Origin of the sequence: Bacillus sp. FSL L8-0152 (assembly GCF_038006365.1) — a bacterium.
Classification (GTDB): domain Bacteria; phylum Bacillota; class Bacilli; order Bacillales; family Bacillaceae_G; genus Bacillus_A; species Bacillus_A cereus.
Window position 1 is genome coordinate 315,680 of sequence record NZ_JBBOVB010000002.1, and the last position, 19,143, is coordinate 334,822.

A 19,143-nucleotide genomic window follows, 5' to 3' on the forward strand; every position below is an offset into this window, starting at 1 on the left:
TATTTATATATTATCTATAGTGCGATCCCAATCATATTGGGAAGGAATCTTTTCCGTACCCCTAAGTTATCTTTACCCCAAAAAAGAACCTATTTTCCATGGAAAACAGGTTCTTTTTCATTATTACTTCTTCGCTATACAATCTTTTATTTTTTGTACTCAAATAATTAAGATTTTTAAATAAAAAGTTTCGAAGTGAAACCCTTCTTCCCTTTTGCTCAAAATAGATAGAGTATACTACAACAGTATTGGTTCTTTAATTAATGGTAAATACTCTATACTCATAGCATAATTTAATAACAAATTGATATACTCTTGATTTGGCTCTAAACAATGTACATTCTTCAAATATCCTTGCGTGTATAAACAAGATGGTATAGCTACTGATAGCTCTTCTACAGATTCTAATAAAGGCATTATGAGCTCTAAAGCTTTCTGTTCATCAGTAGTTAGATTCGTATTAAAAAACTTCTCTATATACTTCTCTTGTTTCATTAACAGGATATCGTATCCAAAAGCTTGTAAACTATTAATAAATTGGTCCCATTTAAGCTGAATTGGATTACAGATATGCATGGTTTTATTTACTGTATTGGCCTTATAAGATAATTCAGTTATAGCTAAACTTCCATAGTCTACAGGCGTTAAATCTACATACGTATTGACGTCAGGAGCTATGCTAGATAGGCATATCCCTTTTAATAATCTATAAAATGCGTTTTCATTAATATTGTATTGAAATTTACCTGTTTTAGAGTTACCCACTAAATTCCCCACACGGTATATCGTGGCACGAACTCCTTTTCCCATTGCTTCTCTGACCATTTTCTCGCCTTGAAACTTACTTTCTAGGTACAGATTATCCAAATTTTGCCCTCTATCAAAATTAGACTCAAAGAATTCAAATTCTTTTGGATCGCTTTCAGCCTGACCTACTACACTTAAAGTCGATATATAATGAAAACGTGCATTTGTGTTGTTAGCTAATTCCAATAAGTATTTTGTAGACTGAACATTTACCTTTTGAAAATGCTCACGTTCTCCATAGTGTCTAACTTCTCCACCACAATGTATGATTGACTCTACCCTATTCTTTAAATGGTCCAATTGCTTTGAATCTAGACCTAGATTCATCAAAGATAAATCCCCTTCAATTAATTCTACTCTCTCCTTCAACTTTTGGAGGATTTCTTTACCGAAATAAAACTCCATTCTTTCTTTTAACTTTGCACCAATTACTTGATCCTCACTTTTTCTTACTAAACAGTAAATAGTTGTAGATGGTAACTGTAATAACCGTTCTAAAATATGTGCTCCTAAATATCCTGTTGCCCCTGTAAGGAAAACTGTCTTTGGATAATTCACCATATCTAACTCACATTCTTCTAATTTAGTTGTTTCATAAACAGGAGTCGTTTTCGTTTCATTTTCCATACATGCTACATTCATATTTTTCTCTTTCTTGAACGACATATCTTCCATCTCTTCAATATGAGAGGCTAATTTTTCTATTGTTCTATACTTAAAGAAATCTTGAATTTTCAAGTTAGGGTATAACGGTTTTAATTTGACTAATGCCGGCATAACTTTTAAAGAATGTCCACCCAAATTAAAGAAATCATCTTTTAACCCTATAGATTTTACGTTTAGAACTTCAGACCATACCTTTGCAATGTTTTTTTGCACTTTAGTTTGAGGTTTAAGTTTACACTCATCTTTTTGCTTATGATCAAACTCTATTTTTGGCAGTTTTTCAAAATCAATTTTACCGTTCGCCGTTATTGGTATTTCTAACACATGAGAGTAATATTTAGGGACCATATATTCTGGCAATACATTTGATAAATGTAAAGCTAACTTACTTTTCTCTATCCCTATACCGTCCACTGTTTTATAATAAGCTTGCAGTAACATTCCATCTTCCGTTTGTGTTACTACAGCCTGACTTATCCCCTCAAGTTGTAATATTGCATCTTCTATTTCCCCTAATTCAATTCTGTGCCCTCTAATTTTAACCTGCTTATCTTTTCTCCCCATAAATTCTATATTTCCATTTGGTAACCACCTTGCTAAATCACCTGTTCGATATAATCTTTTACTATTGTCTTCTGAAAATGGATTTGAAATAAATGCCTGTTTTGTTTTTTCTTCCTGATTCCAATACCCTTGGGCCAATCCTAAACTTTCAATATATAATTCGCCCATGCTCCCTACCGGACAACGTTGCATATATGAATTCAATATATGAACCTTTGTATTAGAAATAGGAATACCAATTGGTATGCTTCCTAAAAGATTATTGTCGCCTTCTAAAACTGGTATGAAATAATACATTACTGAAACGGTTGCTTCAGTAGGACCATACTCATTTACCAGCTGTACTTGGTGTTTAAAAGTATTTTGCCAACTTCTAATAGCATTTGTTGATGCAGCTTCCCCTCCCATTATTATAAATCTTAAAGAACGTATCTTTTCGCTATCCAGTTTCGTTAATGAAGTCGCTAATTCATTGAAAAATACTGTTGGTAAGTCAGAAATAGTTGCTTGAGTTTCTTGAATGGCTTGAGCATATGCGACAGTTGAATAGCGCTGTTCATCACTTAATACATATAGTTCCGCCCCATTTAACAAGGTAGAAAAAATTTCTGATACTGAAGAATCAAAACTATGGGAATAAAACTGTGTTACTTTATCATTTGGAGAGATCTGAAATACTTCATTTCTCCATTCAACTAAATTTAATACTCCTTTATGCGTTAATAATGTACCTTTTGGTTTTCCTGTTGAGCCTGAAGTATAAATTACATAGGCCAAGTCATCTGGTTTATTTAAAATTTTCACATCATCATTTATAGTCGTACGATATATATCCTCTATTATTGAAACCTTATAATCACTTACATTCAAATGACTTTTAAATTTGTTACTCGTTATAATTCTACATGCCTCACTGTCACGAACTATATAATTTATTCTATCCTCAGGGTATTTTACATCAATTGGTATATAGGCAGCACCGGCTTTTAATATTCCAAGCATAGAAACGATACTATTCATACTTCTATCTAAAAATATGGCTACCTTATCACCTCTTTTTATACCTTTTTCGAGTAAATGTTGAGCTACTTGATTAGAGCTCATATTTAATTGTCTATATGTCAAAGATTCCGTTGCAGTCGCTATAGCAATCCGTTCGGGTTGTCTATCTACTTGCATATAGAATTGCTCCTGTATATTTTGAAAATAAGGATATGGTCTTTCTGTATGATTTACCTTTTTATATAAAGATTCTTCTTCCTGTGATAGGAATGAAAGATTTTCATATGTTACTGTTCGTTGATGAATAAAGGCGTCCAGTATATTAAGTAAGTTTTGAGTAAACCTGTTAATTGACTCTTCCTTGAAAAGATTAATATCATACTCAAATGAAATCCCTACATAATCCAATCCTTCTTCAACAGCTAAAGAAATGTCAAACTTACTAATATCTTGTTTATTAGGTAACAACTGAAGCTTATACGCATCATGTTGCTGCAGAATATCTTTCTGATAACTAAACATAGTAGAAAAGATCGGGTTATTCCCAAAGCTTCTATCAGGATTTATTTGCTCAATTACTTTATCAAATGGGTACGATTGGTTTTGGAATGAATTCAAACATTTCTCTCTCACTACTTGTAATAGCTGTGTTAAATTTTTCACATCATTCAATTGTGTTCTGATCGCTAAGGTATTTACAAAAAATCCTTGTATTTTTTCAAATTCTTGATGATTCCTTCCAACAACCGGTGTACCTACAATAATATCTTTTTGATCCGTTAGATAATGTAACAATTGAATATACGCTGCTAAAAATAGCATATACATAGAAATATTCTCTTGTTCACATACTTGTTTCAAAGACTCTTTCATTTCATTATCTAACTTCATTTCAAATACTGTACCTTTATTTGTACTTTGACGATTCCTACTAAAATCTAAAGGAAGATTTAATATAGGAAGAGGTGCTGCAAGTTCGGCCATCCAATAAGATTTTTCTGTATCCCATCGACCTAAATTTAACTGCACCTGTTCCCACTCTGCATAATCTACATATCGATTAGAAATAGTTGGCAACTCAGGATTCCTACGTTTAGCAAAGGCACTATATACCTTCATTAATTCATCTAATAAATTCCTTACACTCCACTCATCTGTAATAATGTGATGTAAATTAATATATAAATAAGACTTTTTCTTATTCAGATTAAAAATTCTAATCCTAAAAACAGGGCCCTTTTCTAAATCAAATGGTGTATGATCCGTTTGATTTATTGTTGTACGTATATATTCTTGTTGTTCTTTTTTAGACATATGTTCAATCTCATCGTGAATCAGGTCAATCGCTATTGAGTTTAAAATGACTTGTCTAGGCTCTCCATTTCTTTCAATAAACACTGTTCGTAGCATCTCGTGTCGTTCAACTAAAAATCTTATGGAGTCTTGTAAAATATCCTTATTTAAACTCGGCTCAATATATATGTGTAGTGGTGTATCATATACTCTATTAATAGCGTTATACTTATTTAAAAACCAGATTCTTTTTTGAGCACTTGATAACTGATAACTTTCCTTATCTTCAACTTTTAATACTTGCATCTCCTGTTCTTCCCTATCATGATCTACTGCCATTAATTTATCGATGTAAGCAGATAGACTAGCAATCGTTGTATGCTCAAAAATATCTCTAATTTCAATTTTTAGATGAAACTCTTTTTGAATTTGATTTAACACTTGCACAGCAATCAATGAATGTCCCCCAAGTTTAAAAAAGTCATCATCTCTGCCGATTCTATATTTCCCTAAATTTAAAATCTCTGCCCATGTTTTTGCCAATCTTTTTTCTGTTTCACTTATCGGTGGAACATATTGTTTCTGCATGTTTTCAAGTAAAGATGGGATCTGTAATTCTAATTTTTTTCTATCTAGTTTCCCGCTTGGTGATACAGGAAAACTTTCAAGGTGAAATATATAATTTGGCATCATAAAATCTGGTAAACTTTCACTTAAGAATGTTTTTAATGCCTCTTGTTTTAATTCTGTATTGTCTTTAGATAAATAAAAACAAACGATTTTGTCGTTTTGATAAGTGAATACTACAGCATCCCTCACTTCTGGATGTTTAAATAATGTTCCTTCGATTTCATCAGGCTCAATTCGGTACCCACGTATTTTTACTTGGTTATCTTTCCTTCCGATAAATTCTAAATTTCCATTTGCTAAAAGACGGACTAAATCCCCAGTACAATACATCTTTTTATAACGATTATAGGATTTATCGAGAGAAATAAACGCCCCTTCTGTTTTTTCCTTTTGATTTAAATATCCGTTGGCAACTCCATCACCGCCAATAAATAACTCACCTACTACACCTGACGGACATAATGTATTGAACGGACTAACCACGAAAACTTCACTATTAGCAATTGGCTTACCTATTGGGATATTAGAAATTTCTTTTTGTATCTCACCATTTACTTCATACATGGTTGCACATACAGTAGTTTCAGTAGGACCATATGCATTAAGAACTGGAATCTTTAACCCTAATTTACTTTGCCATTTACGAACTGATTCAGCAGGTAAGGTTTCCCCTCCCACAAATAAACGCTTTACAGAATTTAATTTAAGTAACATTTCTTTTGGCATATCAGCTATTAATTTAAAAAACGCAGTTGGTAAAACCACATTTGTAATACCATACTTTTGACTTACATTTATAAATTCCTCTGCTGAACGTTTTTCGATTTCAGAAATTAAATGCATTCTTCCTCCACATAGCAAAATCGGAAATATTTCCATAATGGAGGCGTCAAAAATGATCGTTGCAAATTGTAAAAACACATCTTCTTTTCCTAAATGAAATGTATTGATTACTGAATATGATAAATTAACTACACCTTTATGTGGTACAACGACTCCTTTTGGCAAACCTGTTGAACCTGACGTGTAGATAATATAAGCTGCATCTTCTATGGTATGTGTAGATGCAATATTTTCTATAGAATTAGCGTAATGAAAATCTTCTAGATAAATTGTATGAATCGAAAACCGTTCAACCAATCCCCTATATTCTTTCTTCGTAATAATCATTTGACTTTCGCTATCTTTTAAGATGTATTCTATTCTTTTTTCAGGAAACTTTGGATCAATTGGTACATAAACTCCACCTGATTTTAAGATGCCTAGAATCCATACAATGGTACCAATCTCTCTCTCCATTGTAATACTTACACGTTGTCCTTTTTTCAAATCATTTTCACGTAAATAATTCGCAATTTGATTGGACCTTTGCTGTAATTCATAATAGGTAATGGATTTGTCACCCATTGAAATCGCTATTTGATTTGGCGATTTTAATGCTTGTAGATCGATTAATTGATCTAATGTTTTTAAATTAGGATATGTAAGAGCATTTGAGTTCATCTCTTTGTATAGACGATGATCTTTTTCTAAAAGCAAATCCAATGAATGAATAGGTTCATTTACATTCTTCATTAATTTTTGTAACAAATATATATACCTTTCGACTAAATCACTAATACTCTCTGGTTTATATAATGCTGAGTTATAGTCAACCTCAATTTTATTCTCTGTTTCCCCTTCATATCGCATTATTCTCCAAGTCATATTAAAAGGATTTACTCTTTTACAATCTGTTAAAACTGTTGACTCAATATCAGGAATTTTTAATTCCGGTATCTTCATCGTATTAAATGCTGTGGAATATACCATATTATGATTTGTATTTGTATTCGTATTTAGATTTAAATCTTTTACTATATGTGAGTAAGAATTATATTTATACGTAATAGCTAGATGAATAGATTTATTAACTTTATTAAGTATCCCCTTAAATGTCTCTCCCTTTTCTATTGTTATACGTATAGGTAATGTATTAACAAAGTAACCAAAAGTATTTCGTTCTTCTGTATATGGTCTAGTATTAATTGGAATACCAACGATTATCTCTTCAGCATTTGTCATTTGATGAAGTAAGGTACAATAAGTACTTAACATTACTCGATAAATACTTATATTATTTTTTTTAGCAAAACATTGTATTTGATAAAATAAATCCGAATTAATATTCTTACTTATATTTTTATCTGTATATCTTTTTTCATTCATTTTATCAAAATCAATAGGAAACTCTGTAGGAGTTAATTCACCTTGTAAATAATCTTTCCAATACGATAATCCCTCTTTATATATTGCACTATCAATAAAACTCTCCTCATGCTTTACGAGGTTCTTATAAGGAGATTCAAATTCTACATTCGACTTCCCTTGAAGTAATTCACCATACGTATTGGATAATTGTCGGATGAAAACTCCTAAACTCCATCCATCGTAAATAATGTGATGAAACATTAAATGTAAAATAAATGTATCTTCACTGAGTTTAATTATGTGGAATTTAAACAAAGGCCCCTCTTCTAAACTAAATTTCTCATTCACTATAGATTCTAAGAAATTTTTTAAAATAGATTTTTGTTCTGTGTTTTTAAAAGCAGTTAAATCCTTAATTGGTATATCAAATTCTACATTCTTTTGAATTAATTGTTTTATTTTTTCATCCCTCTTCTTAAATATTGTACGTAGCGCAGGATGTGATTGCACTATCGTAGTAAGCGTTTTCTTTAAAACCTCTATTTGAAGATTTCCTTTTAACTTTATTATAATCGGTTCATTGTTCATTCCTTTTTCTATTTCCATTTGATGAGCTATCCATAATGCTTCTTGGCCTACTGTTACATCCAATTCCTCTACAATTTCATATTTCTTTTGTATTTCTTTCATATGAATTTCTCCTTTTATAAATATTTAAAAACGGATAATATTTACAGTTACAACTATATGTACATATTCTGCAATTTGTAAATCTATATTTTACGACTAAATTCAACATTTATTTCACTTATTGCATAGTTATTAAAATTATGAATAAAACTCATATTTATACTGTATCAATTCATACTTTTATTCAATTTAAGCATAAAAAACCATTTCACTAATAATTCTAATTTCTTTTTATACAGTATTCTTGCATATATTTATTAAAGTAAATTGCCTAATTTATTCTCCGAAAACAAATTCAAGAATATTCCAACTGGTCACTATATATACTTCTAATAACATAAACTGTAAAGGAGGAGTCCGTACATAATGGAATATAGATTATTAGGTAACACGGGATTAATAGTTTCAGAGATAGGATTCGGTTCTTGGGCAATTGGTGGAGATGAATGGGGTGCAGTAAAAGATAATGAATCCATTGATGCAATTGAGAAAGCAATTGACCTAGGGGTCAATTTTATTGACACTGCTGATGTTTATGGATTAGGTCATAGTGAAACACTAGTTGCAAAAGCTATAAATAATCGCAGACAGGATATCATTCTTTCTACAAAAGGTGGATTAATTGGTCATCATTATGACCCAAATCAACCGGCTGTTTATGGAGATCCTCAAAAGATCATTGATGCATTTGAGGCTAGTTTACTACGGCTAAAAACGGATTATATAGATGTTTACTTTTGTCATATTTGGTGGGATAAACCTGAAGAAACAGAAGCCTTTCTACAAGCTTTCCAAACCTTAAAAAAATCTGGAAAAGTGAGAGCCGTTGGTGTTTCTGCTAATGATTTAGATTATATCAAACATTTTAATCAAGATAATGATTTAGATGTTGTGCAATTTGATTATAGTATTTTAAATAAAGAACCTGAAAAAGACATCCTTCCTTATATTGAAAAACATAATTTAGGTGCTGTGATAAGAGGTCCACTTAAGATGGGAATTTTAACTGGGAAATTTAATCATGAAACTCAATTTCCAGACGATGATTTAAGAAAAGATTGGCCAAAAGAACAGTGGTTTAAAGATAGCTTAAACAAAGTAGAGAAATTACGTTCACTTGTACGATCAAATCGAAGTTTAGCGCAAGTTGCTTTACGTTATGTTTTAAGTCACCCTGCTGTTTCAGTTGCTATTCCTGGTGCAAAAAATTCTACTCAGGTTGAAGAAAACTCTTCCCACTTAACTCGTCCATTATTATTAAATAATGAAATTGAATTCATTAAAAAGCTTTGATCAGCTCGTTATTCTCCCTTAAAAATCAAACTGATTTAGCTACCAAATCCATACCATTACTTCTTCTCCACTAGAACATATCTTTAACACTTACACCTTATTTTTGGTTCTGGTGCAAATAAAGGATACATTCCAAAAAACATTGATGAATGAATTGTTTTTGATTTTGAACAGACTGATCCCGTAAATCAATCTGTTCTTTTTGTATCATATGCATGGCTTCTACTCCTGCAAGAATAAATGTAACTGTGCGAAAAGATTTAAGTCCTAACATAGAGCGTATACGTTTTTTAATGAAACGATGGTCTTGCTCTACGATGTTATTTAGATATTTTATCTGCCTGATTTGAATGCCTAACGGCATTTTTTTCTCTTTCTTCAACCCGCTGATAGCAATGGGATAGGCGGGATTTTTATCAACTGTAATTGCACGAGGTTTTGAAACATGAAAAGACCGCAAAGCCTTCTTGAAGAATCGCTTTGCAGCCTTATGATTTCTAGATTTACTGAGATAAAAATCAATCGTGTTCCCTTCAGAATCAACGGCACGATATAGGTACATCCATTGTCCTTTTACTTTTATGTACGTTTCATCTACTCTCCAGGAGTCATTCGTTTGTTTGAGATGACGTCGAATTCGCTTATCTAACTCCGGCCCATATTGATGGACCCACCGCATAATCGTTGTATGAGCCAAGGATAGTCCTCTTTCCTCCATCATTTCTACCAAATCACGAAAACTAAGATTGTACCGTAGGTACCAACGTACAGTTAATAGAATAATATCTGGCTGATAGTGCTTCCATTTAAACAAAGTTTCCTTTTTCATACTGATCACACACCCTTTTGTAGAGTAATAGTATCAGTATGTCCAAGATTTACAGATTCATTGCACAAGTGTTATATTTTTTGCACCAGAACCCTTGATAGTGATGTGGTGCTACCCCAAACTGAAATAAAAAATAGAGTCTCAGGAACGGGATTCTGAGACTCTATTTTTTATTTTAAACAGGAAAGCATAATTTTCTCTAATTCTTCTTTACTTAAATTATCTGCAAGAATTGTAACTTGATAAGTATTATTCTTTCCTTTTGCAGGAACAATCATCTTCATTACTTTAAATTTATCCTTTGTATTTTCAGATAAACTTATTTTTGTCCCGACTAATTCATAATTAGTTATCTTTTCACTAGTCCCTACTATCCCCTTCAGCGAATCTTCTCCTTGATCTCTAACTGCAGATTGATACACCATATATGCGGAATCTTCATTTCGATATTCATAAACAATAGTGGGATCCATTTTTTTAATAGCCAACGGTGTTTGAACATCTTCTCCACTTAGTTTATACCCTTTTACTACATACGTTGGTGTCTTAATTTGAAAATCAAGATATTCCTGTGCTTCCTTTTTAGTCAAATTAAAGTGTGAATAAATTTTCTGTCTAAATGGTCCTATTTCTTCATCATTTTTCTCATATTTCTTTTGCTCTTCTGGGTCTAACTTGTCAGGACTTCCTACTAATTTTACTTTTTTACCCAAAGTATATGCCTCTGTTTCTAAATCAATAAATCGCTTAAATTCTTCTTTCGTAAACAGATTTTGCGCCACTCCAACTTCTGTAAGTAAAGTATTATATTCTCCTTCTGAAACAAAAAATTCTGCTTCTGCCTGTTCTTTTGTACCAATCATTTTTTCTACAATTTGATGTATAGGAATATCGGTTTGTGTTTTTAATTCTTTCATATTATTTTTCACTTCTATTTGTTGTTTCTCAGGGCTAGTCGGCTTATCGGCACGGGCATTTAATAAGGATACAGATGATACTGCAATAATTGCCACAACTCCTAGAGCAGACCAACGATACGATTTTTTTTTGGAATTTTTTAATCATTAGAATTCTCCTTTTTAACATCCTTTTGTTTTTACTGAAATTTGCCACACTCGGTACTTGATAATAACTTGAGTAATGTTCCAAAAGGCTAATAATAGTATGTCCATACGCGATTTGTTCCTCTGCATCTATACATGTAAGAGCTAATGCATCGCATGCTAGTTCTTGATCTTCCCGCATACATGAGTAGGCATACCAAAGAATGGGATTAAACCAATTTAAAATGAGTAAACCATGCATAAGCCAGTTCACACCGACATCTCTTCGCTTGATGTGAGCCAATTCATGATGGAAAATATATCGTAACTGTTGTTCATCTAATACTTTCATATGTACAGTTGACAATAACAACTTGGGCCGAATAAATCCGAACACTGTTGGACTGGAAACCTTTCCAGATACAAGTAGAGGGATATCTCGTTGAACAGACATAGATTGCTTACATTTTTCAAAAATCCGGATAATTTTCTCATCTGTAATATCAGGTTGTTTTTTTATGTAAAGTAGTAAACGCCTGTTCATAATAAATGTAGCAAAGCTTAGAAGAATAACGCCAGTAAGCCAGATGTATATACAGATTGTATAGAATGGAACCGTCCCATCATCCTGCTTTTCATTATTGTCTGTTTGTGTCTTGTTTGCCTGATCAGTTTGTGTTGAACTTGAGGTATAAGTATCTTCTTTTGTAAGAACCTTTGTATTGTCTATACCTTTCAATTTTTGCATGCGTTCTTTTGAAGGAAAAATAGCTACAGGGGTTCGGCTAGAAATGAATGCATCATTATTCTTGTAAGTAAGAACAGAATAGATACTATAGGAACTATCTGGCGACCAAGGTAATACAAGTCTTATTATTAATATAATCCATAGCATGTATTGCCAACGTGGAGTTAACTTATCTCTAAACAAGACTTTGATACATAAGATTAGGCCCACTAATATGCTCGCCATAATAGTGGTTTCTATCAACCAATCGAAAAAATGAGGAAGATAGACATTAATAAACATTTCTATCATTATAATCTATCCTTCCTCTGATTTTCCTCACTCTTCTCATCCAGGATACGTTTAAGTTCGTTAATGTCTTCTGAAGACAGCTTTTCTTCTTTCAGGAAATTTACCAGCAAGGGCTTAAATGCTGCACCATAGAAACGTTTAAGTAAAGATTTCGTTTCTACTTGTAAATAACTATCTTGCGAAACCAAAGGATAATAAGCGTACATACGCCCTTTATCTTGATGGTAAGTAACTGCTTCTTTGTGAACTAATCGATTAATTAGTGTTCGAATCGTTTTGGGTTTCCAATCCATTTTCTTCTCCAACTCTTCAATCACTTCATTTGCTGTTTGTGGAGATTTTGACCACAGTACTTTCATTACTTCTAACTCCGCTTCTGAAATTTTAGGTAATTCTTTCATTAATTTAAATTACACCTCCCTCGGATTACAAGTGTAATCTTTAACTGAATATTACACTTGTAATCTTTCGTTGTCAATCTTATTTTATATTTGTGAAATCCTTTCCTATGCCCATCAACATACGAACGAAGAAAATTAACATCGCTCAGATTCTTCCATCTCTTCCTAGCTGATAGCTATCTCTCTCATTTATACAGTGATACAAGATTTTTCTTCTAGTGGAATGTATTCCGCCTCTTTTAGCTTATGAAAAGGGCGTAATTGTACACTGTATATCGTATTTCCCGCTGCTCTCATTCCCGAGAAAAAATAAATTTCTCCTTCTATTTCGTAGGCAGGACGTATGATTAGCCCTTTTTGACTTTCATATTGAACATGGCCACTTTCAACGATTCCTTCATTTAACAAGGCATCTCGAGCATTTGTATAGTCATTTCAAAAATCGGTATGAATCGTTCTATAAGACATTGTATCCCTCCAGTGGTTTGATGTGTTGGGTTTAGCAATGTGCATCCAAGTGTCTAGCATCTATTTTTAATGACATATACGTTTAAATTCAATGTAGGAAAACATAATTCCTAGTTTGTTCTTGTTCTTTTATAAAAAAGTAACATTTGTCATGTTGTGTTTATAGAATCCAAAAAGAGTAGCACCCTTTTCAGGTACTACTCTATCTTTACGCAATTGTATATATGGCTTAATATCCAAGTATGCCGACAATTTGAGTTGCTTTGTTGTTACGAATGGAATAATAAATTTCTAAGCCTTTACGTTCAGCTTTTAGTACTTTACCCTTCATTTTCGATAAATGTTGTGAAACAGATGATTGGGGTATCTCTAAAATTTTTGTTAGCTGCGAAACATTAAAAGTATTATGTTTGCTTAATTCGTTTACAATACGTAAACGAATTGGATGCGCCATTATTTTTAAAATTTCAACATCCTCTTCTGTAATATTAGTTTTTTCTGATTCCAGTACAGTGATTGTCATAGTTATTCTCCTTTATTATTTACTTATGAGAAGTTATTTACCCTAGTATCCTGCATAAAAATTTTATATTTTATATATATTAATAGTTAAAAATTAATGTAGCATTAATAAGCTCTAAAGTTATTATATAACGCATTTTGTATTCAAGTGTGAAGTTCATTTGGAGTTTGCGTTATTTTTATATATTCTAATGTACAATTAAATAAATGCATATCTGACATCTAATTTTTCATATTTACTAATGGGTGAGGATTGGTCACAATGGAAGGTACATTATATAATCATATTTATATGCCATGAAATTAATTCCTATTTTCACGTCTTTCTATAAATGTAAGTTGTAGCATACATCTGTCACGATTTGAACCATAACTTTACCCTTTTTGAAAAATTATGGCTCAAGTAACAAAGAACAAGAAAATAAATACTAAATGTTGCAGATAATAAAAAAATTTTAAAATCAATACTCTTCACACAAATTAACCAGCTCCTCAAAATCAAGAACTGGTTAATTTGTGTTTAAACAATACATTTGTTAATAGTTATATAAAAATTATAAAATTTAATATATGCCTGAAACAATACATATAGAGTTACCTACCAAATCATATCTTCCAAAGCAATTAGGTATTATAAAGTGATCTCCTTTTTTAAAGGAATAGTGTTCCCCTTCTTTAATTAACTCACCTTCACCCTTTATTACACTAACAAGAAGGAATTCTTTTTGTTGTTCCAAACTAGTTAATCCATCTAACTCCCATTTTGCCACTGAAAAATATGGACATTTGATAAAGCTAGTTATACTCAAATCATCTACTTTTTCATGTTTAACCATTAACTGATTTGATATAAATGGAGTTTCTATTACATCAATGCTCTTTTCAAGATGCAGATCACGTAAATTCCCTTCTGAATCTCTTCTATCATAATCATACAATCTATAGGTTGTATCAGAGTTTTGTTGTGTTTCTAATACTAAAATCCCTTTACCAATTGCATGAACAGTTCCACTCGGCACATGGAAAAAATCTCCAGGTTTCACCTTCACACGATGTAACAGTTGGTTCCACTCTTTCTGTTCAATCATAGCCATTAATTCTTCTCTTGTTTTCGCATGATGCCCATATATAATTTCTGCGTCTTTAGTGGAATCGATTACATACCAGCACTCTGTTTTTCCTAGTTCTCCATTCTCATACACGCTAGCATACTCATCGTTGGGATGAACTTGAACAGATAGGTCTTGATTGGCATCCAAAATTTTTGTAAGAAGGGGGAAACGTTCCCCCTCCATATTTCCAAATAAATCTCGATGATTTTCCCACAATTCACCTAAGGATAGTCCTTTATACTTTCCGTTCTTAACAATACTTTGTCCATGTTGATGTGCAGCAAAAGCCCAACACTCTCCAGTTTGATTTGATGGAATCTCATATCCAAAAGAAGTTAAATGTGTTCCACCCCAAATTCTTTCTTTAAAAACAGGTGCAAAAAATAATGGTTCCGTCATAATTATAATCCTCCGTTCTATATAATTTCACCTAGTAGCTTGTATGCTTCTTCTTTTGTTTGGATGGATAATAACCGCTCTCTATAACTGTCATCCATTAGTTTTCGAGAAAGCATTTGAAGGATTTTTAAATGTTGATTTCCCTCATTTTCTTTTGGTACGGCAATCATAAATATTAATTTCGCTTCAGTTCCATCAAGGCTCTTCCAATCTATCCCTGATTGTTTAATTCCAAATACCACGCTCGGTTCCCTAACCGCATCTGATTTTCCATGCGGAATAGCAATGTTTACACCAATCCCTGTAGTACTTTCTTGTTCACGATTCATAATAGCTTGTTTAAATTCTGTCACTGAATGCAATGCACCTACATGCTTTAATTTTTGAATCATCTCATCAATAATGTCATCTCGTGTTTCTCCTTTTAAATCCGTTTCAATTAATTCTAAATTTATAATATCTGTTAGCTTATTAATTTTCATCTTTTCTACTTGTGAACTTTTGCTTTGTGCTTCTTGCTCCATTTGTTGTACTTCTATTGTTGCTGATACTTCTTTTATTTGTTCAATTTCTTGTTTTTCTATCTTTGAAATGTCTTTTTTCAGTACATTTACTAAAACAGCTGTCACAGCAGAACCTACTATTACAGCCACAAAAAACATAAATACATTATCTACTGCCCCTAATACAGCAACTATCGGACCACCATGTGCCACTCTGTCTCCTACATGACCAATCATAGCAATTGCCGCACCTGTCATTGAACCCGCCATTATACTTGGAATAACACGAAGTGGATCTTGGGCTGCAAAGGGAATCGCACCTTCCGTAATACCAAATAGCCCCATTGTGAATGATGCTTTACCCATTTCTCTCTCTGAATCTTGGAATTTCCCCTTACCTATGAAAGTAGCAAGTCCCATCCCGATTGGTGGAATACAAATTGCTGCAGCAATTGGACCCATAATTTCATAGTTTCCTTCTCCAATCATTGCTGAACCAAATAAGAATGCTACTTTATTGACCGGACCACCCATATCAAATGAAATCATTGCCCCTAAAATTAATGCTAAGAGAATTGAACTTGACCCTTGCATACCTGCTAACCAAGCTGTTAATGATACGAAAACTTGTGCGACAGGGGCACCAATAATAAATACAAATGCTAAACCTACAATAAGAGAAGTAAATACCGGAATAATAATAATCGGCATAATTGGTTGAATCGCTTTTGGAACTTTTAATTTTTTGATTCCTAACGCTATGTAACCAGCTAAGAAACCAGCGATAATACCACCAAGAAAACCAGCACCACTTTCACTTCCGTAAAAGCTTCCTGTTGCTGCAATATATCCACCAATCATACCAGGAACAAGTCCAGGCTTATCCGCTATACTATATGAAATATATCCAGCTAGTATTGGAACCATGAACGTAAATGATGCACCACCAATTTGTTCAATAGTTTTCCAGAAAGAACCCTCCGGAATCACTAAACCCCCAGGTGTTTTTTCTCCCCCAAGTGTTAACGCAATTGCAATTAATAATCCCCCGACTACGATAAATGGGACCATAAAAGATACACCATTCATTAAATGACGATATATCGGATTTTGCTTTCTTTCCTGTTGGTTACTTTCTACTATTTTTGACTGTGAATGATAAAGAGGTACATTCCCGCTGATTATTTTCTGAATTAATTCTCCTGGTTTACGAATACCATCTTGTACCCCAACAACCAACAATTTTTTCCCTACAAATCTATCTTTATTTACGACTCTATCTGCAGCTATAATAATGCCGTCTGCTTCGCGAATATCTTGTTCCGTCAACTCATTTTCTACCCCTATTCCACCTTGGGTTTCAATTTTCATTTGGACTCCTAATTTATCCGCTGTTTTTTGCAAATTTTCAGCTGCCATATAAGTATGGGCAATCCCATTTGGACATGATGTAACCGCTAACAATTTCATTCTTAATCCTCCTCACACTTTTTACTAAGCGCCTACACTTACTATAAATTAATATTACGACGTCAAAAGTTTCATTTTTTACCGTAACTTCCGGAAAAATAAACCTTTTACCCAAGCGAAAAACGGGTTATTTGATTCTCCACTTTTCGGTTAATTATGTAAAAAGGACAAAAATTTCATTACGTTTGTTTCTTTCGTAAGCTTTTGAATAAAGGATGGTTGCTCACTTATAAAGGATAGTTCCTGAAACAATTGTTTCGTTACCTCTTGTCCATCACTTTTAACTGCTAGCATAAATACAAGTGATACCTTCTCTTCTCCCCAATCAATTGGTTCCTTTAATGTAGCAATTGCAATTACTGATTCTTGAATAAATTTTGGGTTGCCATGGGGAATTGCGATTCCTGCCCCAATCGTTGTTGCTGACATTTTTTCTCTTATGATTGCATTTTCTGCATACTCTTTATCTACATACCCCTTACTATGCAAAGCATACGCTAACTTTTCAATTAGCTCATATGGGTGCTGTATATCCTGTTGTAAAAACACTAAAAATGGAGATGTATAATTGAACATAACAAAATCTTTTTGTTCTTTATAACTTGGCTCATCATAATTTTGTATAAAGTCCCCTAGCTTCTTTTCTTCTGGCCCCTCTAATAATGGGGATACTACTATATGAGGAATGTTTAGTCTTGAAAGACTAGTAGTTGAAATAACGAGATCCACATCACGATGTTTCATTATATAACTTTGTAAATCAGCTTTTGAAATACAGTCCATAACATGGATATGACGAAATTTACGCTCAATTTTTGTACGTAACAACTGCGACATGCCAATGCCCATATGACAAACAATAATTACATTTTTAGATTTTTCCTGGTGATTTAACCGTTCAACAGATGCTTCGAAGTGTAGAGTAAGATAAGCCGCTTCTTCTTCTGGAATATATATATTTAGAGATTCATTTATCTCTTCTAATACTTGTATCAATACATTAAACACATAGGGATACATTCTCTTTATATCGTGTAACATCGGATTAGAGACAGAAAGATCATAGCTTAAGCGATTCAATGCGGTATATAAATGAATCGTTAACCCTTCAATTAAAATTTTGTCTTTACTGAAATCAATTTCATATAACTGTGACATACGTTTAACTAATTGCTGTATAACTATAGAAAGAATTGGATTACTTTCAGTAAGTGTGCTATCCTGCATTGGTTTATCTTTATAACGGATTTTCCCACCTAAAATATGGGCTGTTAAATACGTAACTTCTTCTTCTGTAAAATGAACTGAAAAAACCCATTCCAACTGTTTTAAAAATTCCAATGTCCATATATATTCTTTTGTTTCTTTCAGTATTTTAATTTCCTTTTCAGCATTTAAAATAGGTTGTTTAAGTTTCATTCTCCGTACCATGAGCAATGTATGCACTAATAAACTTTCAAATGTATCATCTGTAAAAAACACTGCATTTCGCTTTTGTAACGCTTTCAATTCATTCGTAACAAATTCAACCTCATGATATTGAAATTGTTCTTTAATAAATTGATTCGTAAGATCAGAATTACGAATCAAATCTGATAATCTAGCCAATGCTCTTCTTTTTTTCTTTTCAATTCCATCAATAATAAGTCCAACTCGCTGTTTTGAAACAATGGTTAAATCAAAATGATGTAACCATTTTTCAATTCTATCTAGATCTTTTTTTATAGTCGTTCGACTTACAAAATGTTGGGATGCCATTTCCTGTGCAGTAACTGCCTTTACATTCATTAATAAGTTGTATGCAATTTGTAGAATTCTTTCTTCATCTGATTCATACTTTGTGCGATTATTAATACAATAAAGTTTATTAAACAAGTCCACCTTTTCATATTCCTCAATCTCTAAGTACACACCTAATCCTGGTTTCCTAACAAGAATCGCACTTGAATAATTCGTAAGGTGCTCCTCAATTATTTTAAAGTCATTACGAATTGTTTTTTCAGAGCAATTCACCTTATCGGCAAGGTCTTGTACTAATGAATAGTCGTTAGATTCAGATAATAGTAGAAATAAAATTTCTTTTTGTCTTGTATTCATAAATTTCACCTATCTCTTATATCTTTCTATGTTATATGCATTACTTTACAAGATACTTTTACCCTCTCTTATAACTAGCAATTTCGATTAATTGTACTCACTTTCAAATTTTAGCTAACTTACGT

8 protein-coding genes and 1 pseudogene are annotated in these 19,143 nt (G+C 32.5%); 1 reads left to right on the forward strand and 8 read right to left on the reverse strand.

What is annotated here, in order from left to right; genetic code table 11:
* Nucleotides 1-237: 237 nt before the first annotated feature.
* Complete coding sequence (locus tag MHH27_RS29670; protein WP_340945279.1) at nucleotides 238-7,842, reverse strand: non-ribosomal peptide synthetase; 7,605 nt, start codon at nucleotides 7,840-7,842, stop codon at nucleotides 238-240.
* 366 nt (nucleotides 7,843-8,208) lie between these two features.
* Between MHH27_RS29670 and MHH27_RS29675 the strand changes: the two genes are divergently transcribed.
* The gene (locus MHH27_RS29675) at nucleotides 8,209-9,135 is read left to right on the forward strand and encodes an aldo/keto reductase (protein WP_098235281.1); all 927 of its coding nucleotides are present in this window, start codon (nucleotides 8,209-8,211) and stop codon (nucleotides 9,133-9,135) included.
* A gap of 97 nt (nucleotides 9,136-9,232) precedes the next feature.
* Here MHH27_RS29675 and MHH27_RS29680 read toward each other — a convergent pair whose 3' ends face one another.
* The 7 genes and pseudogenes from MHH27_RS29680 to MHH27_RS29710 all read right to left on the reverse strand — a co-directional run bounded on the left by MHH27_RS29680 (nucleotide 9,233) and on the right by MHH27_RS29710 (nucleotide 19,018).
* Nucleotides 9,233-9,964, reverse strand: a complete 732-nt coding sequence (locus MHH27_RS29680; RefSeq protein WP_025967150.1) for an IS6-like element IS240C family transposase — start codon at nucleotides 9,962-9,964, stop codon at nucleotides 9,233-9,235.
* A gap of 170 nt (nucleotides 9,965-10,134) precedes the next feature.
* Nucleotides 10,135-12,046: pseudogene (locus MHH27_RS29685) on the reverse strand (M56 family metallopeptidase).
* Entirely contained in the window at nucleotides 12,046-12,447 is a 402-nt protein-coding gene (locus MHH27_RS29690) for a BlaI/MecI/CopY family transcriptional regulator (RefSeq protein ID WP_000661428.1), read from the reverse strand. The pseudogene MHH27_RS29685 and the gene MHH27_RS29690 overlap by 1 nt, the downstream one beginning before the upstream one ends.
* Nucleotides 12,448-13,144: 697 nt before the next feature.
* On the reverse strand, nucleotides 13,145-13,438 hold the full coding sequence (locus MHH27_RS29695) for an ArsR/SmtB family transcription factor (protein WP_098538126.1): 294 nt from the start codon (nucleotides 13,436-13,438) through the stop codon (nucleotides 13,145-13,147).
* A gap of 562 nt (nucleotides 13,439-14,000) precedes the next feature.
* A complete protein-coding gene (gene manA / locus MHH27_RS29700) occupies nucleotides 14,001-14,948 on the reverse strand; it encodes a mannose-6-phosphate isomerase, class I (protein WP_340945285.1) in 948 nt (315 codons plus the stop codon).
* Between the two features lie 17 nt (nucleotides 14,949-14,965).
* Nucleotides 14,966-16,921, reverse strand: coding sequence for a PTS fructose transporter subunit IIABC (locus MHH27_RS29705; RefSeq protein WP_305926211.1), 1,956 nt, complete (start codon nucleotides 16,919-16,921; stop codon nucleotides 14,966-14,968).
* 150 nt (nucleotides 16,922-17,071) lie between these two features.
* The gene (locus tag MHH27_RS29710) at nucleotides 17,072-19,018 is read right to left on the reverse strand and encodes a BglG family transcription antiterminator (protein WP_098566992.1); all 1,947 of its coding nucleotides are present in this window, start codon (nucleotides 19,016-19,018) and stop codon (nucleotides 17,072-17,074) included.
* Nucleotides 19,019-19,143 lie beyond the last annotated feature (125 nt).